Source organism: Pseudoalteromonas luteoviolacea (assembly GCF_001696455.1).
Taxonomy (GTDB): domain Bacteria; phylum Pseudomonadota; class Gammaproteobacteria; order Enterobacterales; family Alteromonadaceae; genus Pseudoalteromonas; species Pseudoalteromonas luteoviolacea_C.
In genome coordinates this window covers 1567819-1592227 of record NZ_MAUJ01000001.1, presented here as the reverse complement: position 1 = coordinate 1592227, position 24409 = coordinate 1567819, and the positions used below count along the sequence as shown (strand labels likewise).

General features: G+C 44.1%; 19 protein-coding genes and 2 pseudogenes. 9 read left to right on the top strand and 12 right to left on the bottom strand.

The window, feature by feature from the left end:
- Positions 1-9: 9 nt before the first annotated feature.
- Entirely contained in the window at positions 10-1461 is a 1452-nt protein-coding gene (rsmF, locus tag A7985_RS06770) for a 16S rRNA (cytosine(1407)-C(5))-methyltransferase RsmF (protein ID WP_065789652.1), read from the bottom strand.
- A gap of 137 nt (positions 1462-1598) precedes the next feature.
- Complete coding sequence (locus A7985_RS26410; RefSeq protein ID WP_176716694.1) at positions 1599-1757, bottom strand: hypothetical protein; 159 nt, start codon at positions 1755-1757, stop codon at positions 1599-1601.
- Between the two features lie 271 nt (positions 1758-2028).
- Between A7985_RS26410 and A7985_RS06765 the strand changes: the two genes are divergently transcribed.
- Both A7985_RS06765 and arsJ read left to right on the top strand, forming a co-directional pair.
- Positions 2029-3039, top strand: a complete 1011-nt coding sequence (locus A7985_RS06765; RefSeq protein WP_065789651.1) for an ArsJ-associated glyceraldehyde-3-phosphate dehydrogenase — start codon at positions 2029-2031, stop codon at positions 3037-3039.
- Positions 3040-3043: 4 nt separating this feature from the next.
- A complete protein-coding gene (arsJ, locus tag A7985_RS06760) occupies positions 3044-4252 on the top strand; it encodes an organoarsenical effux MFS transporter ArsJ (RefSeq protein WP_065789650.1) in 1209 nt (402 codons plus the stop codon).
- A 21-nt stretch (positions 4253-4273) separates the two neighbouring features.
- Here the strand turns inward: arsJ and A7985_RS06755 are convergent, their stop codons facing one another.
- From A7985_RS06755 to A7985_RS06710, 10 genes and pseudogenes are all read right to left on the bottom strand, one after another.
- Positions 4274-6265, bottom strand: a complete 1992-nt coding sequence (locus A7985_RS06755) for a methyl-accepting chemotaxis protein (RefSeq protein ID WP_065789649.1) — start codon at positions 6263-6265, stop codon at positions 4274-4276.
- Between the two features lie 416 nt (positions 6266-6681).
- Entirely contained in the window at positions 6682-7530 is an 849-nt protein-coding gene (htpX, locus tag A7985_RS06750; protein ID WP_065789648.1) for a protease HtpX, read from the bottom strand.
- Between the two features lie 312 nt (positions 7531-7842).
- Positions 7843-8505: a 3-oxoacid CoA-transferase subunit B gene (locus tag A7985_RS06745; RefSeq protein WP_065789647.1), complete on the bottom strand. Its 663-nt coding sequence runs from the start codon at positions 8503-8505 to the stop codon at positions 7843-7845.
- A 10-nt stretch (positions 8506-8515) separates the two neighbouring features.
- Complete coding sequence (locus tag A7985_RS06740) at positions 8516-9214, bottom strand: CoA transferase subunit A (RefSeq protein WP_065789646.1); 699 nt, start codon at positions 9212-9214, stop codon at positions 8516-8518.
- A 34-nt stretch (positions 9215-9248) separates the two neighbouring features.
- A pseudogene (locus tag A7985_RS06735) lies at positions 9249-10156 on the bottom strand (hydroxymethylglutaryl-CoA lyase).
- Between the two features lies 1 nt (position 10157).
- Positions 10158-12101 carry an acetyl/propionyl/methylcrotonyl-CoA carboxylase subunit alpha gene (locus A7985_RS06730; RefSeq protein WP_065789645.1) on the bottom strand — a complete coding sequence of 648 codons (1944 nt, stop codon included), beginning with the start codon at positions 12099-12101 and terminating at the stop codon, positions 10158-10160.
- A gap of 10 nt (positions 12102-12111) precedes the next feature.
- A complete protein-coding gene (locus tag A7985_RS06725; RefSeq protein WP_065789644.1) occupies positions 12112-12894 on the bottom strand; it encodes an enoyl-CoA hydratase/isomerase family protein in 783 nt (260 codons plus the stop codon).
- 9 nt (positions 12895-12903) lie between these two features.
- Positions 12904-14511, bottom strand: a complete 1608-nt coding sequence (locus A7985_RS06720; RefSeq protein WP_065789643.1) for a carboxyl transferase domain-containing protein — start codon at positions 14509-14511, stop codon at positions 12904-12906.
- Positions 14512-14522: 11 nt separating this feature from the next.
- Positions 14523-15698, bottom strand: a complete 1176-nt coding sequence (locus tag A7985_RS06715; RefSeq protein ID WP_065789642.1) for an isovaleryl-CoA dehydrogenase — start codon at positions 15696-15698, stop codon at positions 14523-14525.
- Between the two features lie 103 nt (positions 15699-15801).
- On the bottom strand, positions 15802-16197 hold the full coding sequence (locus A7985_RS06710) for a MerR family transcriptional regulator (protein ID WP_023400459.1): 396 nt from the start codon (positions 16195-16197) through the stop codon (positions 15802-15804).
- 357 nt (positions 16198-16554) lie between these two features.
- On the opposite strand from A7985_RS06710, the gene A7985_RS06705 reads away from it, so the two are divergent.
- The 7 genes and pseudogenes from A7985_RS06705 to A7985_RS06675 all read left to right on the top strand — a co-directional run bounded on the left by A7985_RS06705 (position 16555) and on the right by A7985_RS06675 (position 24196).
- Positions 16555-17733 (top strand): thiolase family protein, encoded by a 1179-nt coding sequence (locus A7985_RS06705; RefSeq protein ID WP_065789641.1) that lies wholly within the window; start codon positions 16555-16557, stop codon positions 17731-17733.
- Positions 17734-17806: 73 nt separating this feature from the next.
- Positions 17807-19297: a CoA-acylating methylmalonate-semialdehyde dehydrogenase gene (locus A7985_RS06700; RefSeq protein ID WP_065789640.1), complete on the top strand. Its 1491-nt coding sequence runs from the start codon at positions 17807-17809 to the stop codon at positions 19295-19297.
- A gap of 127 nt (positions 19298-19424) precedes the next feature.
- Positions 19425-20581: pseudogene (locus A7985_RS06695) on the top strand (acyl-CoA dehydrogenase family protein).
- Positions 20582-20592: 11 nt separating this feature from the next.
- Positions 20593-21369 (top strand): enoyl-CoA hydratase, encoded by a 777-nt coding sequence (locus A7985_RS06690; protein ID WP_065789639.1) that lies wholly within the window; start codon positions 20593-20595, stop codon positions 21367-21369.
- Positions 21369-22508, top strand: a complete 1140-nt coding sequence (locus tag A7985_RS06685; protein WP_065789638.1) for an enoyl-CoA hydratase/isomerase family protein — start codon at positions 21369-21371, stop codon at positions 22506-22508. The genes A7985_RS06690 and A7985_RS06685 overlap by 1 nt, the downstream gene beginning before the upstream one ends.
- A gap of 11 nt (positions 22509-22519) precedes the next feature.
- The gene (gene mmsB, locus A7985_RS06680) at positions 22520-23410 is read left to right on the top strand and encodes a 3-hydroxyisobutyrate dehydrogenase (protein ID WP_065789637.1); all 891 of its coding nucleotides are present in this window, start codon (positions 22520-22522) and stop codon (positions 23408-23410) included.
- Positions 23411-23434: 24 nt separating this feature from the next.
- Positions 23435-24196 (top strand): SDR family oxidoreductase, encoded by a 762-nt coding sequence (locus tag A7985_RS06675; protein WP_065789636.1) that lies wholly within the window; start codon positions 23435-23437, stop codon positions 24194-24196.
- Positions 24197-24409 lie beyond the last annotated feature (213 nt).

Here is a 24409-nt window from a genome sequence, read left to right as displayed (position 1 = left end):
CTATTCAGGTTATACCCAAGTTATCAACTGCCCTTGTGCAATTAAGTCCCGTGGTAAATTATTTTTAATTTTGGCTTTTTGCCATTTGCCGAGACCAATAGGAGCACCGCATAGCGTCAGAATGACTTCACCACTCTGAGTAGATGGAGATTCCAAACGAACATCTTTTCCTTGAAAGTAATCCACAGCTTGCGCTTGTGTTAATGCATGTGTGTTTTGCTTAGCCAAATGACCTAAGGCGGTCGCGAGTTCATGCTCAAGTCGGACCCCGTTTTTATGAATCGAACCGAGTTTAATACCCAATCTTGCGTATTTAATTTTATCTTTCAAAGCGTCTAATTGTTTAGGGAATAACCAAAGCTCTTTGTCTCGTTGCATTAAGGTGCCGGGAAGCTCTGTTATCTTAAATTGCTTTTTAAGGTAGGCATAAAAAGCTTGCTGTGCCTTTGGCGCGAAACTCTCAAAAGGAAATGACCCCTTTTTGATTTGTTGGTTTTCATTATCAACGGAGTCCTTTTTAACAAACTTAGCAATGAAAAACCCTTCACTGTCGAAGATTTGTGGCCACACATGCAGATAACCTTGCTCTGTGGTGGCTTGTTCTGCATTTTCGAAAAGATTGGCCAGAGATGCCGTTTCAACAGCGTCTCCAAACTCGTTTAGTAAATACTCGCAAACATGGTGATTTTCCAGTGGGGTGAGTGTACAGGTAGAATAAACCAAAGTGCCGCCAGGTTTTAGAGCTAAAAAAGCACTCTTTATAAGTGATTTTTGTACTTCAGCAATTTCGACGTTAGATTCGATTGACCAATTCTTTAGCGCGTTTGGATCTTTTCTAACTGTACCTTCTCCTGAGCAAGGCGCATCAAGCAATATATGGTCGAAACATTCAAACATATAGTCGCCAAATATCTTGCCATCAAAGTGTGACAGAGCGACATTAGATGCGCCCATACGCTTCATATTGGCCGCGAGCACTTTCAATCGCGAAGACGAAAACTCGTTTGCAACCAGTAGCCCTCTATTCTCCATCAGCGCACAAAGTTGCGATGTTTTTGACCCCGGTGCTGACGCGACATCCAACACGGCCAGTTCATCGCCATGTATGGCTTGAATTTCATCACGTAAAGCCAAGGGGGGCAACATAGAGCTTGCCTCTTGCACGTAAATACAGCCACTCAAATGAAGCGCAGTATTGCCGATTGGCAGAGCGGCTTCTTCTTCAGCGCTTCGAGTAAGCCAGAAGCCTTCTGGACACCAAGGAATAGGGGTGATCTGCCAACCGATTTTTTGTGCTTCGAGTTCAAATTCTGCGACCGACATTTTGAGTGTATTGACGCGTATAGAAAGCCGAAGAGGCTTTTGGCAGCTAGATAGAAAATCCTCAATTGTGAGGTGAGGGGGAATATAACTTTTTACGTCATCAATAAAGTTTTCGGGAATATAGGTATTTTTATCCAATCTTAATTACTCGAAACAATTCGGATTGGCCTTAGTTTACCATTAATGGAAATATTTTTGGGAGGTTTGGAGATGTTAGCAAACGCCATGAGGGGAAAGGACATGACGTTTGCGATATGGATATCTGTATTCGTGAATTAGGGGGTTTCTGAATCGCAGCGGTAATACGATTCACACTCTTGCGTTGGTCCGTTACTCAAGCCTGCACCTCCAATTAAAGGGGTCAGTTTTTTATCTAGCGGTAGTTTGTCGAAATTGAGTTTCTTTAGTGGTCTTTTGTTGACTTTAAGCTTCATAGTTAGCTCCTTTAAAGATTTCATTTACTCATTGCTTCCATTTTCATGTTAGTTAACTAAGAATTAATTTCAAATAAATTTAACTAAAATAATACAAAAGGTTCACTTTTAAAGGGTTGTATATATGAAAAATCGAATATATGATTTACCGCATATTGAGTGAGGTCAAGAATGCGTACTCATATGCAGAATATTGGCTACAAAGTGATTTATATTTGACTAAGTTCGATGCTGCGCGGCATCACTTATTATCAATTGGAGTATCCATAAGATGAAAATTAAAGTAGGAATTAACGGCTTCGGTAGAATGGGGCGCTTAACAATGCGTGCACTGTGGGAGTCGAGCGAAATAGAGATAGTCAAAATAAATGACCCTGCGGGTGATGCTGTCACCCTAGCACATTTAATGAACTTTGATTCTGTACATGGAAAATGGGCGCATGAGGCATTGGTTGACGATGATGACATAGTGATCAGTGGTCAACGCATTGAAGTGACACAAAAAGTGAGTGTGGCAGAAAACGACTGGTCAATGTGTGATTTGGTTATTGAGGCTTCAGGCAAACTGAAAAGTAAGCAAAAACTTGCCAATTTCTTCGCGCAAGGAGTCAAACAAGTCGTCGTTACTGCACCAGTGAAAGAAGAAGGTGTGTTAAATGTGGTCATGGGTGTAAATCACCATGACTTTGATGTACAAAATCATGAAATTGTGACCGCGGCTTCATGTACTACAAATTGTTTGGCGCCTGTAGTGAAGGTACTTCAAGATAATATCGGCATTAAACACGGCTCGATGACGACGATCCATGATATTACCAATACGCAAACTATCATCGATGCACCTCACAAAGATTTACGTCGTGCGCGTTCATGCGGCACAAGCTTGATCCCGACAACAACAGGTTCTGCTACCGCTATCACGCATATCTTCCCGGAATTAAAAGGGAAGTTAAACGGACATGCGGTACGTGTACCTTTGACAAATGCATCAATAACAGACTGTGTGTTTGAAGTGAGTCGAGAAACGACAGTTGAAGAAATCAATGGGTGGATGGAACAAGCAGCAAATAGTCAGTTATCTGGCATTTTAGGTTATGAAACTCGTCCATTGGTATCGATTGATTACAAGACGGATCCTCGAAGCGCTATCATCGACGCCCCGTCAACCATGGTTGTTAATGGTACTCAAGTTAAATTATATGTTTGGTATGACAACGAATGGGGCTATGCAAATCGCACAGCAGATTTGGTTCGTTTAGTTGTTTCAAAGCGTTGGGGGTGAGTTCATGACTCAGTCGCTCAGTTCAAGGTTGTCGCCTGAAATAAAACAGTATTTAGTCATTACAGGTAACTATTGGTCATTCACTTTGACTGACGGCGCACTACGCATGCTGGTGGTATTGTACTTCCATCAGCTTGGCTATAGCCCTTTGGCTATCGCTTCATTATTTTTGTTTTATGAGTTCTTTGGGGTTGTCACAAACTTATTGGGCGGTTGGCTGGGTGCTCGTCTAGGTCTTAATAAAACAATGAATATTGGATTGTTTTTGCAGATTGTTGCGGTGTCGATGCTCGCACTTGATGAGCAGCTGTTGTCCATTGCGTATGTGATGGTTGCGCAGGCTTTATCGGGTATAGCAAAAGACCTCAATAAGATGAGTGCTAAAAGTGCCATAAAATTACTGGTCCCTAAAGACCAAGATAGCACGCTATATAAGTGGGTGGCTATCCTGACTGGGTCTAAAAATGCACTCAAAGGCGTCGGTTTCTTTCTGGGGGGCTTATTACTTACTTTGTTAGGTTTTCAAGGCGCGCTGTGGTTTATGGCAGCAATGCTGACAATGACTTGGTTGATGAGTTTATTATTGCTCAAGCAAGACCTAGGAAAGAAAAAGAACAAGCCCAAGTTTAGTGAGATTTTGTCCAAAAGCCGACAGTTAAACTTGCTGGCAGCTGCGAGAATGTTCTTGTTTGCATCTCGCGATGTGTGGTTTGTCATTGCCTTACCGGTATTTTTGGCATCGACGTTTGGGTGGGACCATTGGTGGGTCGGGGGCTTTATGGCCAGCTGGGTGATTGCTTACGGTATTGTGCAAGCAAATGCACCAAAGATCACAAAAAATACGGGAAATAGCTTTAAACAGGCCTTATTCTGGGTCACGATTTTGTCTTTTATCCCAGCCCTACTGGCGCTAGGATTATGGCTAGAGTGGCAACCCAAGTTGGTTATCATCGGTGGTTTACTAGTATTTGGAGCCGTGTTTGCCGTAAATTCTTCACTTCATAGCTTTTTGATAGTGAAAATTGCAGACAGTGACGGAGTATCGATGGATGTCGGCTTTTACTATATGGCCAACGCGATGGGGCGGTTAATTGGTACGGTACTATCCGGGTTGGTATTTCAACTTTATGGCTTACAAGCGTGTTTACTCGTATCCAGTGCCATGTTGGTTATGGCGAGCGTGTTTACTATCGGGCTGAGCAAGCGCAGTTAAGCGCTTGCCCTTTGTCGCTTGCTAGCTAAAGTTGCTTGGTAATTTAAAGCTCGCCGTGACTTGTTTTAACGTTTTTGATTGCTTGTCTAGCTCTAGACTTGCTGAGGTTACTTGGTCGGCACCCGCTGCATTATCAATCGCAGCTTGTCGAATAGATTCCACATTGTAAGAAATTTCTTCGGTAGTCGCTGATTGCTCTTGTGCTGCTTGCGCGATGGTTTGCGCACTCTGTGCAATTTGGTTTATCTGACTAACACTTTGCTCAAGCAGTGCGGCGCTGTCATTTGCCGCGGCAATTGTTTCCCTGGTTGCTTCTGCAGATGCATGCATCTCAGATACAGCGGTTTGAGACGTAGACTGTAAATTAGCGATCATCGTTTCAATATCTGCGGTAGAAGCCTGCGTTTTTTGCGCTAATTGCCTTACTTCATCAGCAACCACTGCAAACCCGCGACCGTGCTCACCTGCGCGTGCGGCTTCTATGGCGGCGTTCAAGGCCAATAAATTCGTTTGTTCAGTGACTGCTTGAATTACTTCAATAACTCGGCTGATATTTTGGGTGTTATATTCTACTTCTTTAATCGCTGATTCAGAGTTTTCAACTGCGTTGTTAAGTGACTCCATTTGGGCAACTGTTTGGCGCAGCGTTTGATTGGCAGACAGAGAAGTTTGTTCCGCATCTAAACTAAGATCAGCTACGTTACGTGCGTTAGTCGCGACTTCGTCAATGGAGTACGAGGTTTGCTGAATTGCTTCTGCCACTTGCTCAATATTGGCATGTTGCTCTTGTAAGCTGGCATTTGCTTGTTCACTGGCAGCACTTGTTTGTGTTGCTGTAGAGGCCAGTTGAGAGGTGGTTTCTACAATTGTACCAATGACGCTGGTTAAATAGGTATTCATTTGCTTCATCGCACCATAAACACCGATAGCGTGTTGCTCAGAACCAAAGTTTTCACGTAAATCACCAGAGGCAATACGCTCACTGATCATACGCATTTCTGTTGGTTCTCCGCCTAACGGGCGTAGCACTGCTCGCGAAATTATCACAGTAGCCACTGCAACACTCAACACGGTGAGTACAAAGATGATTGCAATTACCCAATACAATTTGTGCACAGGTGCAAACGCTTCTGCTTTGTCTATTTCTGCAAGCAATACCCACTTTAATCCGGCGAAAGTGTAGGGGAGATAAGCGGAGAGTACTGGGTTGCCGTTGTAATCAATAATGATCTCTGTGTCTGAAATTCCTTGTAGCCCTTTTCTGACGGCTTCCGTATCAGCGCCATTTGCAGCAACCGTACCGGCAAAACTCGCAATCACAGTATGGTTAATCGGGTCTAAGTAGGAGTCTGAGCGCATGCGAAGATCATCACCAACTAGATAAGATTCACCGGTCTCGCCCATGCCATCACGTTGTTGCATTATGGCATTGATTGCATCGATAGATAATTGCAAGGCCATCACTGAATGCACTTGTCCATCAATCACTACCGGTATACCGATAAACGCTGCTGGCTCTTGGTTGCTTGGGGCGTACGGGCTGTAATCTGAAATCACAAATTGATTTGAGGTCACAACACGATTAAAGAGCGTTGCAAGGCCAGAATCTCGGTAAGGACCCGTAATAAGGTTTGTTTGATAATCCGATTCTCTCGCAACGGTATAACTGATCAATCCGTTCCGCTCAATGACAAACAGATCGTAGAACCCTTTTTCATTGATAAAGGTGTCGAAAAGGGAGTGGTAGTTATGCGCAAGTTGTGCATTAGTTTGGTCTGGGTTCTGCTGTACAACCAGTTGCCATTTTTTGGCGATGACCGATAAGTCACCTTTTCGAGCGGTTAAGTAGTCATCGATTTGTTTGTGTTTAATGTGTTTGATGGAGGTGAGCTGATTGTATGCTTGTTCCTCAAGCGCCGAAGACGCAGTCCACAGTGAAATCATCGCGAGTATGCCTGCTGGTACTAAGCCAATAAGCATAAATGAAATGAGTAATCGGGTTTTGATTAGCATACTTCTTTTTTACCTTATCTGAAATTTAATATTGCTATTATATCAATAAAATGAGTTACATATTTTAAACAAATGGGCCCGGTATGGATACACGCAAAAAGTATGGTTTAAATTAATATTACAATTAATTTGAGGTTAATTTTTAACCTTAAGTTGAGAATAAAGCCATTTTGTTTAAAAATACTACGCTGTATTTACTGGATTTAGTTCTATGAGATTTATTTGATTGCTACTTTTGACTTAAATAAAGGTTACGAATTCTATATGCCCTTGTCGTATAACAATATTATTTTTTATAACAGATTTGGGAAAATGGCGTGGCGATAAATGACTAAATTTAATTAATTGTAAATCGTCATAAAAAAGGCCCGAGTGGGCCTTTGGTTATAATACATACAAATTGTTTACATTGTAACTTAAGACAATGCAGCGATCCTTTGTTCAAGTGGGGGATGGGAAGCAAACAGGTCCATCACACTTTTACCCGAAGCGATGCCAAATGCCATCATTGAGCCTTCAAGTTTCGACTCTTGGTTGCTGCGAAGGCGCTCCAGTGCTGCTTTCATCTTGTGTGCTCCCACAAGGTCAGCAGCGCCTTTATCCGCTGCATATTCGCGTTTACGGCTAAAGTACGCCACAATCATCGACGCGAGGAAGCCAAATAGAATTTGGAATATGAGATCAAAGATCATATATGTCCAGCTAAACCCTTCACTTTCTTCATCGCCATTTAAAAATCCGTCTACGATATTGGCAAGCACTTTAGAAATGAAAATAACGAAGGTGTTAACTACGCCTTGGATCAGCGTCAGCGTGACCATGTCACCGTTTGCAACATGTGATACTTCATGGGCCAATACAGCTTCAGCTTCACTTTGGCTCATACCCGCTAACAGTCCGCTACTGACAGCGACGAGACTGTCATTCTTGCTCGGGCCTGTGGCGAAGGCATTGATCTCTGGGCTGTCGTAGATAGCGACTTCAGGCATTTTAATACCCGCTTTTTGCGCTTGTTCAGCGACCGTACTAACAAGCCAATGCTCAGTCTCATTACGAGGCTGATCGATGACATAAGCGCCAGTTGATTTTTTTGCCATCCACTTAGAGATGTACAGTGAGATAAAGGCACCACCAAAGCCAAATACAGCAGCAATGGTTAGCATGCCAGTATAGCTTCTAGAGGATACCCCTAGAATAGATAAGATAATGGACAAAACCACCATGATGGCTAGGTTTGTCGCTAAGAAAAGTAACACGCGTTTCATAGTCACCTCTTTAAAGTTTACTTACTAGTTTTACTCTTGCTAGATAAAAAACGTTTAACACATACTACCAATATGGAGGCCGTGCGGTGTTTCTCAAGTGTCAGTTTGGCGATGAAGTGTTACAAGATGTTGTGATGTGCAATTGTGCGTAAAACTGCTTGGCTTTTTTGAGGTGACATATAAGCTGTCGTAGAAGGATAAAAAAAATCCCTCTTGCGAGGGATTTTGGGTAACTCAGCGCCTTTGGCACTGGGAATGAGGTCGGTACATTTTTGCTAGTTATTGACTAGGTCTTTGACCTTATTGATTAATCTATTCTGCAAACTGCATTTCAGGGATATCGCCATCGACGATTAATTTACCTGCAGTTTTGCTGATAATTTCATCAACACTAACACCTGGCGCGCGCTCAAGCAAATGAAATGCGCCATCTTTTACTTCTAACACAGCGAGATCAGTGACAATCTTTTTCACACAATTTACCCCAGTCAATGGTAGTGTACATGACTCAAGTAATTTGGAATCGCCGTGTTTGCTAGCATGGGTCATAGTCACAACAATATTTTGTGCGCCAGCGACGAGGTCCATCGCGCCACCCATGCCTTTGATTAACTTTTTCGGGATCATCCACGATGCAATATTACCGTTCTGATCCACTTCAAATGCACCTAATACCGTTAAGTCTACATGACCACCACGTATCATGGCAAAGCTTTCTGCGCTATTAAAAATAGCCGCTCCTGTGGCTGCTGTCACGGTTTCTTTACCCGCATTGATCATATCTGCGTCAACTTGGTCTTCATCTGGGTACGGACCCATGCCCAGCAAGCCATTTTCAGATTGAAGCATGACTTCCATATTGCTTGGCACATAGTTAGCTACAAGCGTTGGAATACCAATACCAAGATTGACGTAATAACCATCTTGAAGTTCTTGCGCAACGCGCATTGCAATTTGTTCACGATTTAAAGCCATGGTGATCTCCTTACTTGCGCGTTGTTACACGTTCGATGCGTTTTTCAAAATCACCTTTGATAACGCGATTTACATAAATACCAGGTGTATGGATCTGGCTTGGTTCAAGTTCACCAGGCTCTACAATCTCTTCAACTTCAGCCACAGTAATCTTACCAGCGGTTGCTGCCATTGGGTTGAAGTTCATCGCCGTGTGGCGGAAAACAAGGTTGCCGTAGCGGTCTGCTTTCCATGCCTTAACGATGGCAAATTCACCTGTAATTGATTCTTCAAGAATATATGGGCGGCCGTCAAATTCTTTGACTTCTTTTCCTTCAGCAACAGGAGTACCGTAACCAGTTGCAGTATAAAAACCAGGAATACCAGCACCACCGGCACGCATTTTTTCTGCTAATGTGCCCTGTGGAGTTAATTCTACATCGATGATTCCATCGAGCAATTGTTGCTCGAACAACGCATTTTCACCAACATAAGATGCGATGATTTTTTTGATCTGGCGGTCGTGTAGCAAAATACCCAACCCAAAATCATCCACACCACAGTTGTTCGAAACAACTGTAAGCTCTCTAGTTTGCTTACGTTTAATTTCAGCGATCAAACCTTCTGGAATACCACATAGTCCAAAACCACCTGCGATGATGGTGTCTCCGTCTTTGAGACCCTCCATCGCTTCTGCGTAGCTAGAAACTACTTTATCGAAACCGGCCATTAGCCCACTCCTCGTTGTCAATATTGTCTTATTGTTAAGATTGGCAGGTATTTTTAAGTGCTAAAGATACCTTGCTAACAGGTGCCTTATTGAGTGCATCGCAAATTTGCCAACCTGCTTTTGCAAGCCTTTCTAAATCAATTTCGGTACTAATGCCAAGTCCTTGGAGCAAGTAAATAACATCCTCTGTGGCAACATTTCCTGACGCACCTTTTGCATATGGGCACCCACCGAGACCCGCGACTGCACTATCAATCGTCGAGATCCCCATTTCGAGTGCTTTGTGAATATTTGCTAAGGCTTGTCCGTAGGTGTCATGGAAATGCACGGCAAGCCTTTGCGCTGGTATATGTTCGAGCAATAGGGTAAGTAAATTCTCTATTTGATTTGCCGTCCCAACACCAATCGTATCGCCAAGACTTATTTCATAGCAGCCAAGTGCCAATAATTGTTTACAGACTGCTAAAACTTGCTGAGGGTCGACTTCACCTTGATATGGGCACCCGGCGATACAACTAACATAACCTCTTACTTTTATGTTGTTTTTTTGAGCAAGTTCAACGACGGGTCGAAAGCGTTCTATGCTTTCTTCTATGGAGCAGTTGATGTTTTTTTGAGTAAAAGCTTCACTCGCAGCAGTAAAAATAGCAAATTCGTCCACTTGATTTTCAAGGGCGAGTTCAGCACCTTTTAAGTTAGGTGTTAATGCGCTTATTTCAACGCCGTCTTTACGAGTTATACTTTTTATCACATCTGCAGAGTCAGCCATTTGTGGCACCCATTTGGGTGACACAAATGCGCCGGCTTCAAGGTGTTTGAGGCCGGCCTCCGCGAGTGCATTGAGCAAATTAACTTTATCGGCAGTGGAAACTGCCGCTTCGTTTTGCAGGCCATCTCGAGCGCAACTTCAACAATTTTTACTTGAGTTGGGTAATTGGGCATATCAAGCTTCCTCTACGATTGCGAGCATTGCACCATGGTTAACAAGCTCACCTTCGTCAAAACAGTAACTTGTCAATGTGCCATCAAAAGGTGCATTGAGTGTATATTCCATTTTCATTGCTTCTATCACAACGATAGGGTCGCCTTTGGATACTTGAGCGCCAAGTTCCTGCAGGTGCTTAACCACGGTACCGTTTAGTGGGGCGGCGAGTGGTGCTTCTTGATGTTCGTGTTCACTAACATAGTGCTTGGTCTTTAGCTCGAAAGTGTGTTGATAAGGACCATACATGACAGTGATGTCAGTTTCACTAATTAGCACATCTGCGATGAGGCGTTTACCATCGATGTTTGCAGTTAGCTTATGGCCTTCAAGTTTAGCTTCAACACGATGCTCAAAGTCGTGATAGTGAACTTGCCAATGGTGACCTTGTGCTTGCGCTACCACAAAGTGCTCAGTAAATGGCACGGTGAGCTTGCGAGGTTGATTGAGTCTAAAGCCAACTTGCTGCCACGGAGATTGCGCTTTGGGCGCTTGTTTATGTGCCAGATAGGCAATGCTAGCTAAACACACTAACGTATCGCTTGGGGCCTGTGATGCTGTTAACTCTTCGGTTTGAGTATCTATGAAATGCGTATCCGGTGCACCTGCCATAAAGGTAGGGTGTTCAGCAAGGTGATGTAAAAATGCAATATTGCTTTTTACGCCCGCTAAATGCACTTCATTTAACGCGGATCTGAGCTTGAGTAAAGCGGTACGTCTATCGTGACCGTGAACAATGAGTTTGGCAATCATCGGATCATAAAACGGGCTAATTTCATCGCCTTGCTTTACGCCTGTATCTATACGCACACCACGCTGAGCTTTTGGAAAGCTTAAATGGGCAAGATTACCAGAGTAGGGCATAAAGTTTTCTTCTGGGTCTTCTGCATAAATACGTGCCTCGAAGCTATGACCCTGTAACGTGATTTGAGATTGCTCGAGGGGTAAGTGTTCATTGTTTGCGACACGAATTTGCCACTCAACCAGATCCTGTTCTGTGACCATTTCAGTTACTGGGTGCTCTACTTGTAGGCGCGTGTTCATTTCCATAAAGAAAAACTCATTGCCACACAATAAGAACTCAACAGTACCTGCACCGCGATAATTAATGGCTTGCGCACAGCGTACAGCCGCTTCACCCATTTCTTTGCGCAGTGCATCGCTCAAGTCTGGCGCAGGGGCTTCTTCGATAACCTTTTGATGGCGTCGCTGCAACGAGCAATCTCGGTCACCTAGGTAAACGCAGTTACCGTGATTATCCGCAAATACTTGTACTTCAACATGACGGGGTTTATCAACAAAGCGTTCTAATAATACGAGATCGTTACCAAAACTAGCGAGTGCTTCACGTTTAGCGCCTTCTAGGGCACCAAGAAATTCATCCGCGCTTCTTACTACTCGCATGCCCTTACCGCCGCCACCAAATGCCGCTTTTATCAGCACAGGGTAACCAACTTTCTCGGCTTCGGCAGTTAAAAACTCAGTATCTTGTTGCTGGCCGTAGTAGCCAGGGACTAAAGGGACATTAGCCTGTGCCATGATCTCTTTAGCGCGAGTTTTAGATCCCATTGCTTCAATTGCACTGGCTGGAGGACCTACAAAAACAATGTTGTTGTCTTCACAAGCATTTGCAAAGGCATCATTCTCTGACAGAAAACCATAACCTGGGTGGATACAGTCCGCGCCACTTTGCTTGGCGACCTCTAATATACGATCACTCACCAAGTACGAGTCTTTACTCGGCGCAGCGCCAATATAATAAGCTTCATCTGCATTTTGTACGTGCAATGCATTAGCATCAGCGTCTGAATACACAGCAACAGTACTCATACCTAATCGTTTAGCAGTGCGCATGACGCGGCAGGCAATTTCACCACGATTAGCGACTAAAATCTTTTTCAACATGATTAACTCCTTATTCGCTTGCCGCGGGTTGCCAATTAGGGGCGCGTTTTTCGAAAAAGGCGCTGAGGCCTTCTTGCCCTTCCTCGCTGACACGGATCTCAGCAATGCGCTTTGCAGTGTGTTTAATCAGAGCATCTTCAATCTGCTTGCCTGCAACTTCTTCTATCAGTGCTTTCGCACTTTTTACTGCCATAGGCCCATTATTTAATAGCAATTCAATGAAGTGCGTTTCGCTTTCACCTAGGTTGTCGGTTACTTCGTGGATAAGACCCAATTCCAGTGCCTTTTCAGCTTTAAAGACTTCTGCTGTTAAGAAGTACCGACGAGCTTGCCTTTCGCCAATGGCTTTAATCACGTAAGGACTAATAACCGCAGGGATGAGTCCCAGCTTAACTTCACTTAAACAGAATTTAGCGTCATTCGCTGCGACGGCAATGTCACAGCAGGCGATAAGCCCCAGTGCACCGCCAAATGCAGCACCTTGTACCAAGCAAAGAGTTGGATGTGGAGAGCTGGCCAGCACGTGCATGAGTTTTGCAAGCTCCATTGAATCGGCGACGTTTTCTTCGTAATTGTTATCCGCCATTGATTTCATCCAAGCCAAATCTGCACCAGCTGAAAAGTGTTTGCCTTGTGTTTTCAAAACTAAAGCTTTTACGTCGAGTTCATTTGCATATTCTATTGTTTTTATTAGCTCGGCAATGATCTCAGCGTTGAATGCATTGTGTTTTTCGGGGCGACTTAGTTCTAAAATCGCCACCTTGCTTTTCGTAATATTTAAAGTGACAGACATGTACGCCCCCTACATTCTGAATATACCAAATTTAGATTCTTGGCGCGGTGCATTGGCCGCAGCTTCTAACGCCAGCCCCAAAACGTTGCGTGTTTCGGCTGGATCTATGATGCCATCATCCCAAAGTCGTGCGCTCGCATAATATGGGTGGCCTTGCTTCTCATATTGTTCAACAATAGGCTTTTTGAACTCGGCGACTTCTTCATCGCTCATGCTCATACCTTTGCGAGCCAGTCCATCTTGACGAACCTGAGTTAACACACCCGCAGCTTGTTCGCCACCCATGACAGAAATACGTGCATTTGGCCACATCCACATCATAGTCGGCTCGTATGCGCGACCACACATGCCGTAGTTACCGGCACCATATGAGCCACCGATTAACACCGTAAATTTAGGCACATCCGCACAAGATACCGCTGTCACCATTTTGGCTCCGTGTTTTGCAATACCTTCGGCTTCGTACTTTTGACCAACCATAAAGCCAGTAATATTTTGCAAAAACAGTAATGGGATATCGCGTTGCGCACAAAGCTGAATGAAATGAGCCCCTTTTTGTGCAGACTCAGAGAACAAAATGCCGTTATTCGCGACGATACCAACGGGTCGGCCAAAGATTTCAGCAAAGCCAGTTACCAAAGTTTCACCAAAGTAGCGCTTGAACTCATCAAATTGAGAATCATCAACAATACGTGCAATTACTTCACGAACATCAAATGGCTTTTTAAGATCTGTGCCGACAATACCGTAAACTTCTCGGATGTCGTATCTAGGTGGTTTTATGTCTTTCAGTATGGGTTGGGTAGGGCGTTGGTGGTTGAGTCTTTCAATACATTGGCGAGCAATTGACAGGGCATGTTCATCATTTTCTGCATAGTGGTCGGCTACGCCAGACACCTTACAATGGACATCGGCACCGCCAAGGTCCTCTGCGCTGACCTCTTCACCCGTTGCGGCCTTAACCAGCGGTGGGCCAGCTAAGAAAATCGTGCCTTGCTCTTTTACAATGATACTTTCATCTGCCATAGCGGGTACATAAGCACCCCCAGCGGTACATAAGCCCATGACCACTGCAATTTGCGGTATGCCTTTTGCTGACATACGTGCTTGATTGTAAAATATACGGCCAAAATGCAATTTATCTGGGAATACTTCATCTTGCTCGGGTAGGTTAGCACCGCCAGAGTCGACTAGGTAAATACAAGGTAGGTGACAACGTTCAGCAATCTCTTGGGCTCTCAAGTGCTTTTTAACGGTCAGTGGGAAGTAAGTTCCACCTTTAACGGTCGCATCATTGCCCACAATCATGCATTCAACACCTTTTACGCGGCCAATACCTGCAACAACGCCAGCACACGGTATATCTTGCTCGTACACGCCAAACGCAGCAAACTGTGAAATTTCTAAAAATGGCGAGCCTTCGTCGAGCAGGGTATCGATACGGTCACGGACAAAGAGTTTTCCGCGACTTTGATGACGAGCAATAAGGGCTTCCCCACCGCCTTGGCTTAAATTTGCGACCTTATCGTTTAAATCAGCAACCAATGACGCCATAGCGTCATGGTTGTCTTTAAACTGTTGGTCATGCGTATTAACTGTCGTATTTAATACTGTCATGCCAATTCTCCTTAGCGGCTCTCGTTGAATAGCTCACGGCCGATAAGCATACGGCGGATTTCAGAGGTACCGGCCCCAATTTCATACAGTTTGGCATCACGCAACAAGCGGCCCGTTGAGTATTCATTGATGTAACCATTACCGCCGAGAAGCTGAATGGCGTCTAACGCTAATTTGGTCGCTAGCTCGGCAGCATATAGAATTGCACCTGCTGCATCTTTACGGGTTGTTTCACCGCGGTCACAGGCTTTGGCTACGGTGTATACATAAGAACGGGCAGCGTTCATTTGCGTATACATATCTGCGATTTTGCCTTGTACCAATTGGAATTCGCCAATCGATTGATTGAACTGTTGACGCTCATGAATATAAGGTACAACCACATCCATACATGCTTGCATGATACCGAGCGGGCCACCTGCTAATACAACGCGCTCATAATCAAGTCCGCTCATGAGGACTTTCACGCCCTCATTTAAAGTACCTAGAATATTTTCCTCAGGCACTTCACAGTCTTCAAAGACCAGTTCACACGTATTTGAGCCACGCATACCTAGTTTATCCAGCTTCTGTGCGGTAGAAAAACCAGGGTAATCGCGCTCAACAATGAAAGCGGTGATACCGCGAGGCCCCGCATCTAATTCGGTTTTTGCATAGATAACAAAAACATCAGCGTCTGGCCCATTCGTGATCCACATTTTGTTGCCATTAAGAACAAACTTATCGCCTTTTTTCTCAGCTTTTAGTTTCATCGATACGACGTCTGAACCTGAATTTGGCTCACTCATAGCCAGTGCACCGATGTGCTCGCCGCTGATTAGTTTTGGAAGGTATTTTTCCTTTTGTGCTTGATTACCATTACGATTGATTTGGTTTACACACAGATTTGAATGTGCACCATAACTTAGACCAATGGACGCGCTTGCACGGCTGATTTCTTCCATTGCGATGACATGCTCTAAGTAACCCATGTTTGCACCACCAAACTCTTCGGGCACTGTGATCCCCAGTAAGCCCATTTCGCCAAACTTAGGCCAAAGCTCATTTGGAAAGGTGTTTTCTTGGTCTGTTTTCTCAGCAAGAGGTGCGATTTCGCTTGTCGCAAAGTTGTTTACATGATCTCGGATCATGTCTGCTGTTTCGCCAAGTCCAAAATTCAGTTCTTTATATAGTGATACAGTGCTCATTTGTTGTCATCCTGTGTGAGATTGTGTATTTCGTTTCCCATTGGGAACCGAAGTGATTGTTCAAATAGTTAATCACTCCGGGCTGACACATACTGTGTATTAATTAATCTTGTAGTTCTTTTAATGTATCTAAGCAGCGTCTTTCTGCTGTAACGAGTTCCATCAAAACGACTTTGATGTCATCCATTTGTTGGCTGAGATCTGCTTTTTTCTCTTCAATTAGTTGCAGCATGGTATGTAGCTGCTTTTCACTGGACTTGTCCGCATCGTACAGCTCAAATAGTCTGCCAGTTTCGGCAAGCGTAAAACCAAGTCGCTTACCGCGCAAAATGAGTTTGAGACGAACTTTGTCTCTTTTTGAGTAAATTCGGGTTTGTCCATTACGCTCAGGCGAAAGTAATCCTTGATCTTCATAAAAACGAATACTTCGTGTGGTAATGTCAAATTCCTTAGCGAGCTCGCTTATTGAGTAGGTTGGTTCTTTATTGGTGTCTTGCATTATTTACACGCTTACTTCGAAACTGATTAGACCAATATAAGTGAAGTTTACGTAAAGGTAAAGTGTCGTTTTTGGCATCATGCTTTAGTCGCATATGCAAAATCTGGATCTTGAACTACTTTTAGCTCGCATAAGGCACTATATGCTTTGTTAAATTGCTCTTCGACATAGGATATAGCAAGGGAATGCGCGGTTATTTTCCAATCTGGCAAGATAACTGTGCAAGTAAACTTTACATTTTTAAAAAACGCAAAACGCTTGATTTTAGATTTACGTTGGCGTAAACGTAAATTTTAGGTATGCTCGACGTAATAGATTACTAAAAGCAAGCTATTTGCTTGTTAACAGGAGTTTTAAATGAGTAACGAAGCCGTAGTCATTGTAGCAGCAAAACGTACACCTATGGGTGGTTTTATGGGGAGCCTATCAGGTGCAGCAGCAACTGATTTAGGTGCAACTGCAATTAAAGCTGTAATGAATGATACTGGTTTATCGGATGCCAGCATCGATGAAGTCATTATGGGCTGTGTCTTACCAGCAGGTCTTGGGCAGGCGCCAGCGCGTCAAGCAATGCTGCACGCAGGCCTTGCACGTTCGACAGGGGCAACAACTATCAACAAAGTTTGTGGTTCAGGTCTAAAAGCAGCAATGTTTGCACATGATTTGATCAAGGCCGGTAGCATTAAAACGGCAGTAGCAGGCGGCATGGAAAGCATGACTAATGCACCTTATTTTATGCCAAATGCACGAGGCGGAATGCGCATGGGTCACAATCAAGTGATTGACCACATGATGGCAGATGGTCTTGAAGATGCTTATGACAAAAAAGCGATGGGTTGTTTTGCACAAGACACCGCTGATCAGTATGGCATCACTCGTGAAAATATGGACGAGTTTGCGTTGAACTCTTTGAGCAAAGCAAACGCGGCAATCGAAAATGGCAGTTTTGATAACGAAGTTATCCCACACATCATCTCTACTCGTAAAGGTGATGTTGAGGTAACGACTGATGAACAACCAGGTAACGCGCGTCCAGACAAAATTCCTTCATTGCGTCCTGCGTTCAAAAAAGATGGCACGATTACAGCAGCTAACTCATCGTCTATTTCGGATGGTGCAGCGGCATTGATTCTGATGAGTGAGTCTGAAGCAAAAGCGCATGGCCTAACACCACTTTGTAAAATCGTGGCGCATGCAACACATTCGCAAGCGCCAGCAGAGTTCACTATTGCACCAGTTGGCGCGATGAACTCACTTTTAGATAAAGCTGGTTGGTCAAAAGAAGATGTGGATCTTTGGGAAATCAATGAAGCATTTGCCATGGTCACGATGCTGGCAATCAATGAAATGAAACTTGATAGTGCAAAAGTCAACGTCAATGGCGGTGCATGTGCACTGGGTCATCCAATTGGCGCGAGTGGCGCACGTATACTCGTTACACTTATTCACGCACTTCGCAATCGCGGCCTATCAAAAGGTATTGCATCACTATGTATTGGTGGTGGTGAGGCGGTTGCACTAGCAGTAGAAGTTTAAATCGTCAAAGCGCCGTAACTATACTAAATTTTAACGCGGCGCTACTTTCAGTTTATTTGGGGAGGAGTGCAAAATGCACCAGGTACCATTATACATCAACGGTGAATTCACACAGTCGCAGTCTGACAAATGGTTAGACGTCGTTAATCCAGCAAATCAAGAAGTACTTGCACAGGTACCTTGCGCAACGTCACAAGAAGTACAAGCAGCAATTAATTCTGCTCAAGAAGCATTCCAAACTTGGAAAAATGTGCCAGTACCAGAGCGTGCACGTATCATGATGCGTTATGCCGCACTATTAAAAGAGCACCAAGAAGAGATCGCTACCATCATTTGTCATGAACTTGGCAAAACATTTGAAGACGCTAAAGGGGATGTTTGGCGTGGCATTGAGGTGGTTGAGCAAGCAGCTAACGCGCCTGCAATGATGATGGGTGAGACGGTTGAAAATGTCGCGCGTAACATCGACACGTATTCTTACATTCAACCTTTAGGTGTTTGTGCGGGTATCACGCCGTTTAACTTCCCAGCAATGATCCCATTGTGGATGTTCCCAATGGCAATCGTATGCGGTAATACATTTGTTCTTAAGCCATCTGAGCAAGACCCACTGACGCCAATGCGCTTGGTAGAGTTATTCGAAGAAGCGGGTGCTCCGAAGGGCGTGCTACAAGTGGTTCATGGTGGAAAAGATCAGGTAGACCAAATTTTAGAAGCACCTGAAATTCGTGCTGTGTCGTTTGTCGGTTCTTGTGGTGTAGGACAATACATTTACAGTAAAGGTACTGAAAACCTAAAACGTGTACAGGCATGTGTCGGTGCTAAAAACCATATGGTGATTATGCCAGATGCAAGCAAAGAACAGACAATCAACAACCTTGTGGGTGCATCTGTTGGTGCTGCCGGTCAGCGCTGTATGGGTATTTCGGTTGCTGTCTTTGTGGGCAAATCTCAAGAGTGGGTTGATGATTTAAAAGCAGGCCTTGAAAAAGTACGCCCGGGCGTTTGGGATGATCCGGAAGCCGCGTATGGTCCTCAGACATCAGCTGCTGCTAAAGCACGTATCTTGTCTTTAATTGAGTCTGGGAAACAACAGGGTGCAACCTGTTTACTGGATGGTTCAGATTTTACAGTTGCAGGTTATGAAAACGGTAACTGGGTTGGTCCAACACTATTTACCAATGTGACAACAGACATGGACATCTACAAAGAAGAAATCTTTGGTCCAGTATTGAACTGTGTATTTGTAGATACGCTAGAAGAAGCGATAGCGCTTGTAAACAACAGCCCATACGGTAACGGTGTTTCATTGTTTACTGCAAGCGGTGCAGCTGCGCGTAAATTCCAGCAAGAAATCCAAGTTGGTCAGGTTGGTATCAATATTCCAATTCCTGTACCACTGCCTTTCTTCTCCTTTACTGGCTGGAAAAATTCATTCTACGGCGATGTTCACACTTATGGTAAACAAGGCGTACGTTTCTACACAGAGACGAAGACCATTACATCTCGCTGGTTTGCTGATGAAGCAGTAACAGGCCCGAACATGAGTATTAACCTTCGTTAATTCTGCATTATCCCTAAGCCCAGTACCTATGCTGGGCTTTTAGTAGTACCGCCTGACGCAGTCAGGTGTAACAAGAATAAAAACAAGTGATTTAAATCGCTTGGTATGACAACAAGAGAGGTCTTTTATGGACTTTAATCTGAATGAAGATCAACAGGCATTCGCCGAAACCGCTTACCAATTTGCAATGACCGAGCTTGCGCCAAATGCGGCGCGTTGGGACCAAGAGCATATTTTTCCTAAAGACGTAATTAAACAAGCCGGTGAGCTAGGGTTCTGTGGATTATACACACCAGAAGAGGCCGGTGGTTTAGGTTTGTCTCGCCTTGACTCAAGCATTATTTTTGAGCAACTATCGATGGGTTGTACAGCAACCACCGCCATGTTGACGATTCACAACATGCAACGTGGATGATTGCAAGCTTTGGTACTGATGAAGTGAAAAGTCAGTATATGGACCAGCTAGTTATGGGTGAATTGCTTGCATCATATTGCTTAACTGAACCTGGTTCTGGCTCAGACGCTGCATCACTGAAAACGAAAGCAGTGTTAGACGGGGACGAGTATGTTCTGAACGGTTCAAAAATGTTTATCTCTGGGGCGGGCGAAACAGATGTGCTAGTGGTTATGGCGCGTACTGGTGAAGAAGGCCCTAAGGGGATCTCTGCATTTGTTGTTCCAGCCGATGCGGCTGGCGTAATTTATGGTAAAGCAGAAGAGAAAATGGGCTGGAATGCTCAGCCAACTCGCTTGATCACTTTTGAAGATGTCAGAATTCCTGCGGCGAATCTGATGGGTAAAGAAGGCGAAGGGTTTAAATTTGCTATGCAAGGCTTGGATGGAGGTCGTATTAATATTGCCACTTGTTCAATTGGCACGGCACAACAAGCGCTTAATACTGCCAAAGAATATATGCAAGAACGGCAGCAATTTGGCAAACCTCTTGCTGCTTTCCAAGCATTACAATTTAAAATTGCCGATATGAATACTGAGCTTGTTGCAGCAAGACAAATGGTGCGATTGGCAGCATTTAAACTTGATAGCAATGACCCAGAAAAAACCACTTACTGTGCGATGGCTAAACGCTTTGCTACCGATGTCGGTACCAAGGTATGTGATGATGCCCTGCAGATCCATGGTGGTTACGGTTACATCAAAGAATACCCACTTGAGCGCCATTTACGTGACGTACGCGTTCACCAAATCCTAGAGGGCACAAACGAGATCATGCGTGTGATCATTGCCCGTCGAATTTTAGCTGAAGGCGCTGCAAGCGTTTTATAAGGAGCGAATTAATGTCTGCACAATTAAAACTTGAAAAACGTGGTCACATTGCAATTGTTACTATGTCTAACCCGCCAGCAAATACTTGGACCCGTGACACGCTAGCTGGTTTAAAAGAGCTGGTTAATGAACTAAACGCGGATAAAGAGATTTACTCGCTGATTATTACTGGTGAAGGTGAGAAGTTCTTCTCTGCGGGTGCTGATTTAAACGTATTTGCAGATGGTGATAAAGGCGTTGCAGCCGATATGTCACGTGTGTTTGGCGAAGCATTCGAAACACTAAGCAATTTCCGTGGCGTATCTATTGCGGCAATTAATGGTTTTGCAATGGGCGGCGGTTTAGAAGTGGCACTTGCTTGTGACATTCGTATTGCTGAAGCTCAGGCACAAATGGCGTTACCAGAAGCGAAAGTAGGATTACTTCCATGTGCTGGCGGTACACAAAATCTAGCTTGGTTAGTAGGTGAAGGCTGGGCTAAGCGCATGATTTTATGTGGCGAGCGTTTAAAAGCTGATAAAGCTGAGAAAATCGGTCTAGTGGAAGAAGTTGTTGAGCAAGGTCAGGCGCTTGAAGCGGCGCTTGCATTGGCGACTAAGGTTGAAGATCAAAGCCCTGTGGCGGTTACAGCATGTAAATCACTTATTCAAAAAGGGCGTACAGGCACGATTGATAGTGCATTGCCGCTTGAACGAGAGCTCTTTGTAACGTTATTTGATACGCAGGACCAAAAAGAAGGTGTAAATGCGTTCCTAGAAAAGCGCAAAGCAAATTGGGTGAATGGCTAATGGTAGAATTACAGTTATTAAACCAAGAGGACGCGCCAGTCGTGTTCCAATTGGCGCACTGTAATGATGATATGAAGGTGGCGATAGCCACCTTGAATGCGCCAAAAGCGTTAAATGCGCTTAATTTAGACATGATCCGACTACTTGCTCCGCAACTGACCGAATGGGCAAACGATGATAGCATTACCATGGTGGTATTAAGGGGAGAGGGTGAAAAAGCCTTCTGTGCTGGAGGAGACGTTGTTAGCCTTTATAATTCAATGGCTGCAAATGACGGCAACAATTATATCGAAACCTTCTTCAGCGAAGAGTATCGTTTAGATTTCCAAATCCATAATTACGACAAACCTATTTTGCTTTGGGGCAACGGTATAATTATGGGGGGCGGATTAGGGCTAATGGCCGGTGCTAGTCACCGAGTTGTGACCGAAACGTCACGCATTGCTATGCCTGAAATTACCATTGGTTTGTATCCTGACGTGGGTGGCTCGTATTTCTTAAATAAAATGCCAGCAGGTATGGGATTATTCTTAGGTTTGACAGGCGCTTCTGTTAATGCAAACGATGCGAAGTTAGTCGGACTTGCAGATCACTTCATCAATGCTGATCACTTTGACATTTTGCTTCACAACTTAAGGGAAGTGAATTGGGGCAAAACCAACGTTTTAAACCATGACAAGCTAACACAACTCCTTTTGTCAATTGAAGATGGTGCGCATTCGTTGCCTAATAGTGCGTTGAGGCCACTGGCAAATGACATCGCTAAATTAGTAGAACTCCCCGATTTATCTGCACAGGTTGATCATATCCTATCTTTTGACAGCAATGAGAATAAGTGGCTAAGCAAAGCGCAAGCTGGCTTAAAGCATGGCTCGCCGATTAGTGCCGTGTTAGTGAGCGAACAACTTAAGCGCTTAGCTGGCAAGTCTTTAAAAGACTGCTTTTCACAAGAGCTGACTATGTCCGTTCACTGTGGTGAGGTAGGTGAGTTTAAAGAGGGAGTGCGTGCACTGTTAATTGATAAAGACGGCAAACCAAACTGGCGCTTTAAATCGATTAATGATGTAGAAACTGACGTAATCGAAGGGTTCTTCAAACCGAAATGGAATGAAGAAAACCACCCATTGGCGGATATGTAAGGAAATAAAAAATGGCGAAAGTAGGATTTATTGGCCTTGGCAATATGGGTGGCCCAATGGCTGCAAATTTGGTAAAAGCAGGCCACCAAGTTACGGTTTTCGACTTGAATGATGAAGTTGTAAATCAACTAGTTGAACAAGGTGCGAGTGCAGCATCGAAAGTGTCTGATACCTGCGCAGATGCAGACTTTGTGATCAGCATGCTACCAGCAGGGAAACATGTTCGCTCAATTTATACTGGCGAAGATGGATTAATCAACTACCTTAGTAAGTCGGCACTGGTTATTGACTGCTCGACAATAGATGCAGAGTCAGCCCAGTTTGTTGGTAAAGAGCTAGCAAATGCGGGTGTATCTTTTGTTGATGCACCAGTGTCTGGGGGTGTGGCCGGAGCTGCTGCTGGGACGTTAACTTTCATTGTTGGTGGACGCGACGAAGATTTTGCCAAAGCGCACACAGTGTTGAAGGATATGGGTAAGAATATCTATCATGCTGGGGATATCGGTGCCGGGCAAGTCGCAAAAATTTGTAATAATATGCTGCTGTCAATTTTAATGGCAGGGACCAGCGAAGCACTCCAAATGGGTGTAGATCACGGCTTAGACCCCAAAGTATTGAGCGAAATCATGCTTAATAGCTCTGGGCGCAATTGGACACTTGAAGTGTATAACCCATGCCCGAATGTACTGGACAATGTTCCTTCTTCAAATGAGTACAAGCCGGGTTTTATGGTGGATTTGATGGCAAAAGACTTAGGACTTGCAATGCAAGCCGCTCAGCAGACAAATTCAGCCACCCCAATGGGCGCACTTGCTAAAAATCTTTATAACCTAATGCAGAATCAAGGCAAAGGGACAGAAGATTTCAGTGCGATATTTAAACTTTTCTCTGAAAAGTCTTAAAACGTAAAGGTTTAAAAAATTAATATGAATGTAGAAAATAAAACGGTTGTTATTACTGGGGGCGCACAAGGCTTAGGTCTTGCTATGGCACATAAGATGGCAAGCTTAGGCGCTAACCTTGCTTTGGTTGATATGCAAGAAGAAGTCTTGCAAGCAGCGGTAGAAGAGCTGAGCCAATTTGATGTAACCGTTAAAACGTATGTTGCAAACGTAAGTATTGAGAGCAATGTGGAAGAAGTGTTTGACAAAATTGTTGAGGACTTTGGATCTCTTTCTGTGCTTATCAATAATGCGGGCATTCTACGTGATGGCTTATTCGTTAAAGTCAAAGAAGGTGAAGTTGTAAATAAGATGTCTCTTGAGCAGTTTCAATCACTGATGGATGTCAATCTAACGGGCGTATTTTTATGCGGTCGAGAGGCGGCTGTAAAAATGATTGAGGCAGATCAAGGTGGCGTGATTATTAACATGTCGAGTGTGGCGCGTGCAGGAAATATCGGCCAAACTAACTACTCTGCAGCGAAAGCGGGTGTAGTGGCTATGACGACTACATGGGCTAAAGAACTCGGTCGCTACGGCATTCGTGTTGGTGCAATTGCGCCAGGCGTAATTCGTACTAAGATGACCGATGCAATGAAGCCTGAAGCGAAAGAGCGTTTGGTTAAGATGAAGCCTGTGGGCCGCTTGGGTGAAGCACAAGAAATTGCGCATACTGCCCAATACATCATTGAGAACGAGTTTTTTACGGGTCGCGTAGTTGAAATCGACGGTGGTATCAGACTTTAAAATTTATCGAGTATTTTCGCTATTTTGTAATAAAATATCGTTAGTATTCAAAGTATTCGCATACTTATGTTCCTTTATCTTCGAAAGAAGAGAGTGTGTTGAATAAAGCGGTGGGGGTGTGTCCCGCCGCTTTTTTATTTCAACTTTCTTTCTTAACTATCTATAACTCCGAGTTTTAATTTCTTCGAACTGATGTAAAATGGTTTGTAAGTT

Coding starts and splice junctions, on each gene's coding strand:
- A7985_RS06710 (WP_023400459.1), bottom strand. CDS start 16,197: ATGCAAGACACCAATAAAGAACCAACCTACTCAATAAGCGAGCTCGCT.
- A7985_RS06730 (WP_065789645.1), bottom strand. CDS start 12,101: ATGTTGAAAAAGATTTTAGTCGCTAATCGTGGTGAAATTGCCTGCCGC.
- A7985_RS06755 (WP_065789649.1), bottom strand. CDS start 6,265: ATGCTAATCAAAACCCGATTACTCATTTCATTTATGCTTATTGGCTTA.
- A7985_RS06740 (WP_065789646.1), bottom strand. CDS start 9,214: ATGGCCGGTTTCGATAAAGTAGTTTCTAGCTACGCAGAAGCGATGGAG.
- A7985_RS06765 (WP_065789651.1), top strand. CDS start 2,029: ATGAAAATTAAAGTAGGAATTAACGGCTTCGGTAGAATGGGGCGCTTA.
- A7985_RS06745 (WP_065789647.1), bottom strand. CDS start 8,505: ATGGCTTTAAATCGTGAACAAATTGCAATGCGCGTTGCGCAAGAACTT.
- A7985_RS06700 (WP_065789640.1), top strand. CDS start 17,807: ATGCACCAGGTACCATTATACATCAACGGTGAATTCACACAGTCGCAG.
- A7985_RS06715 (WP_065789642.1), bottom strand. CDS start 15,698: ATGAGCACTGTATCACTATATAAAGAACTGAATTTTGGACTTGGCGAA.
- htpX (WP_065789648.1), bottom strand. CDS start 7,530: ATGAAACGCGTGTTACTTTTCTTAGCGACAAACCTAGCCATCATGGTG.
- A7985_RS06725 (WP_065789644.1), bottom strand. CDS start 12,894: ATGTCTGTCACTTTAAATATTACGAAAAGCAAGGTGGCGATTTTAGAA.
- A7985_RS26410 (WP_176716694.1), bottom strand. CDS start 1,757: ATGAAGCTTAAAGTCAACAAAAGACCACTAAAGAAACTCAATTTCGAC.
- A7985_RS06720 (WP_065789643.1), bottom strand. CDS start 14,511: ATGACAGTATTAAATACGACAGTTAATACGCATGACCAACAGTTTAAA.
- A7985_RS06685 (WP_065789638.1), top strand. CDS start 21,369: ATGGTAGAATTACAGTTATTAAACCAAGAGGACGCGCCAGTCGTGTTC.
- A7985_RS06690 (WP_065789639.1), top strand. CDS start 20,593: ATGTCTGCACAATTAAAACTTGAAAAACGTGGTCACATTGCAATTGTT.
- A7985_RS06675 (WP_065789636.1), top strand. CDS start 23,435: ATGAATGTAGAAAATAAAACGGTTGTTATTACTGGGGGCGCACAAGGC.
- mmsB (WP_065789637.1), top strand. CDS start 22,520: ATGGCGAAAGTAGGATTTATTGGCCTTGGCAATATGGGTGGCCCAATG.
- A7985_RS06705 (WP_065789641.1), top strand. CDS start 16,555: ATGAGTAACGAAGCCGTAGTCATTGTAGCAGCAAAACGTACACCTATG.
- arsJ (WP_065789650.1), top strand. CDS start 3,044: ATGACTCAGTCGCTCAGTTCAAGGTTGTCGCCTGAAATAAAACAGTAT.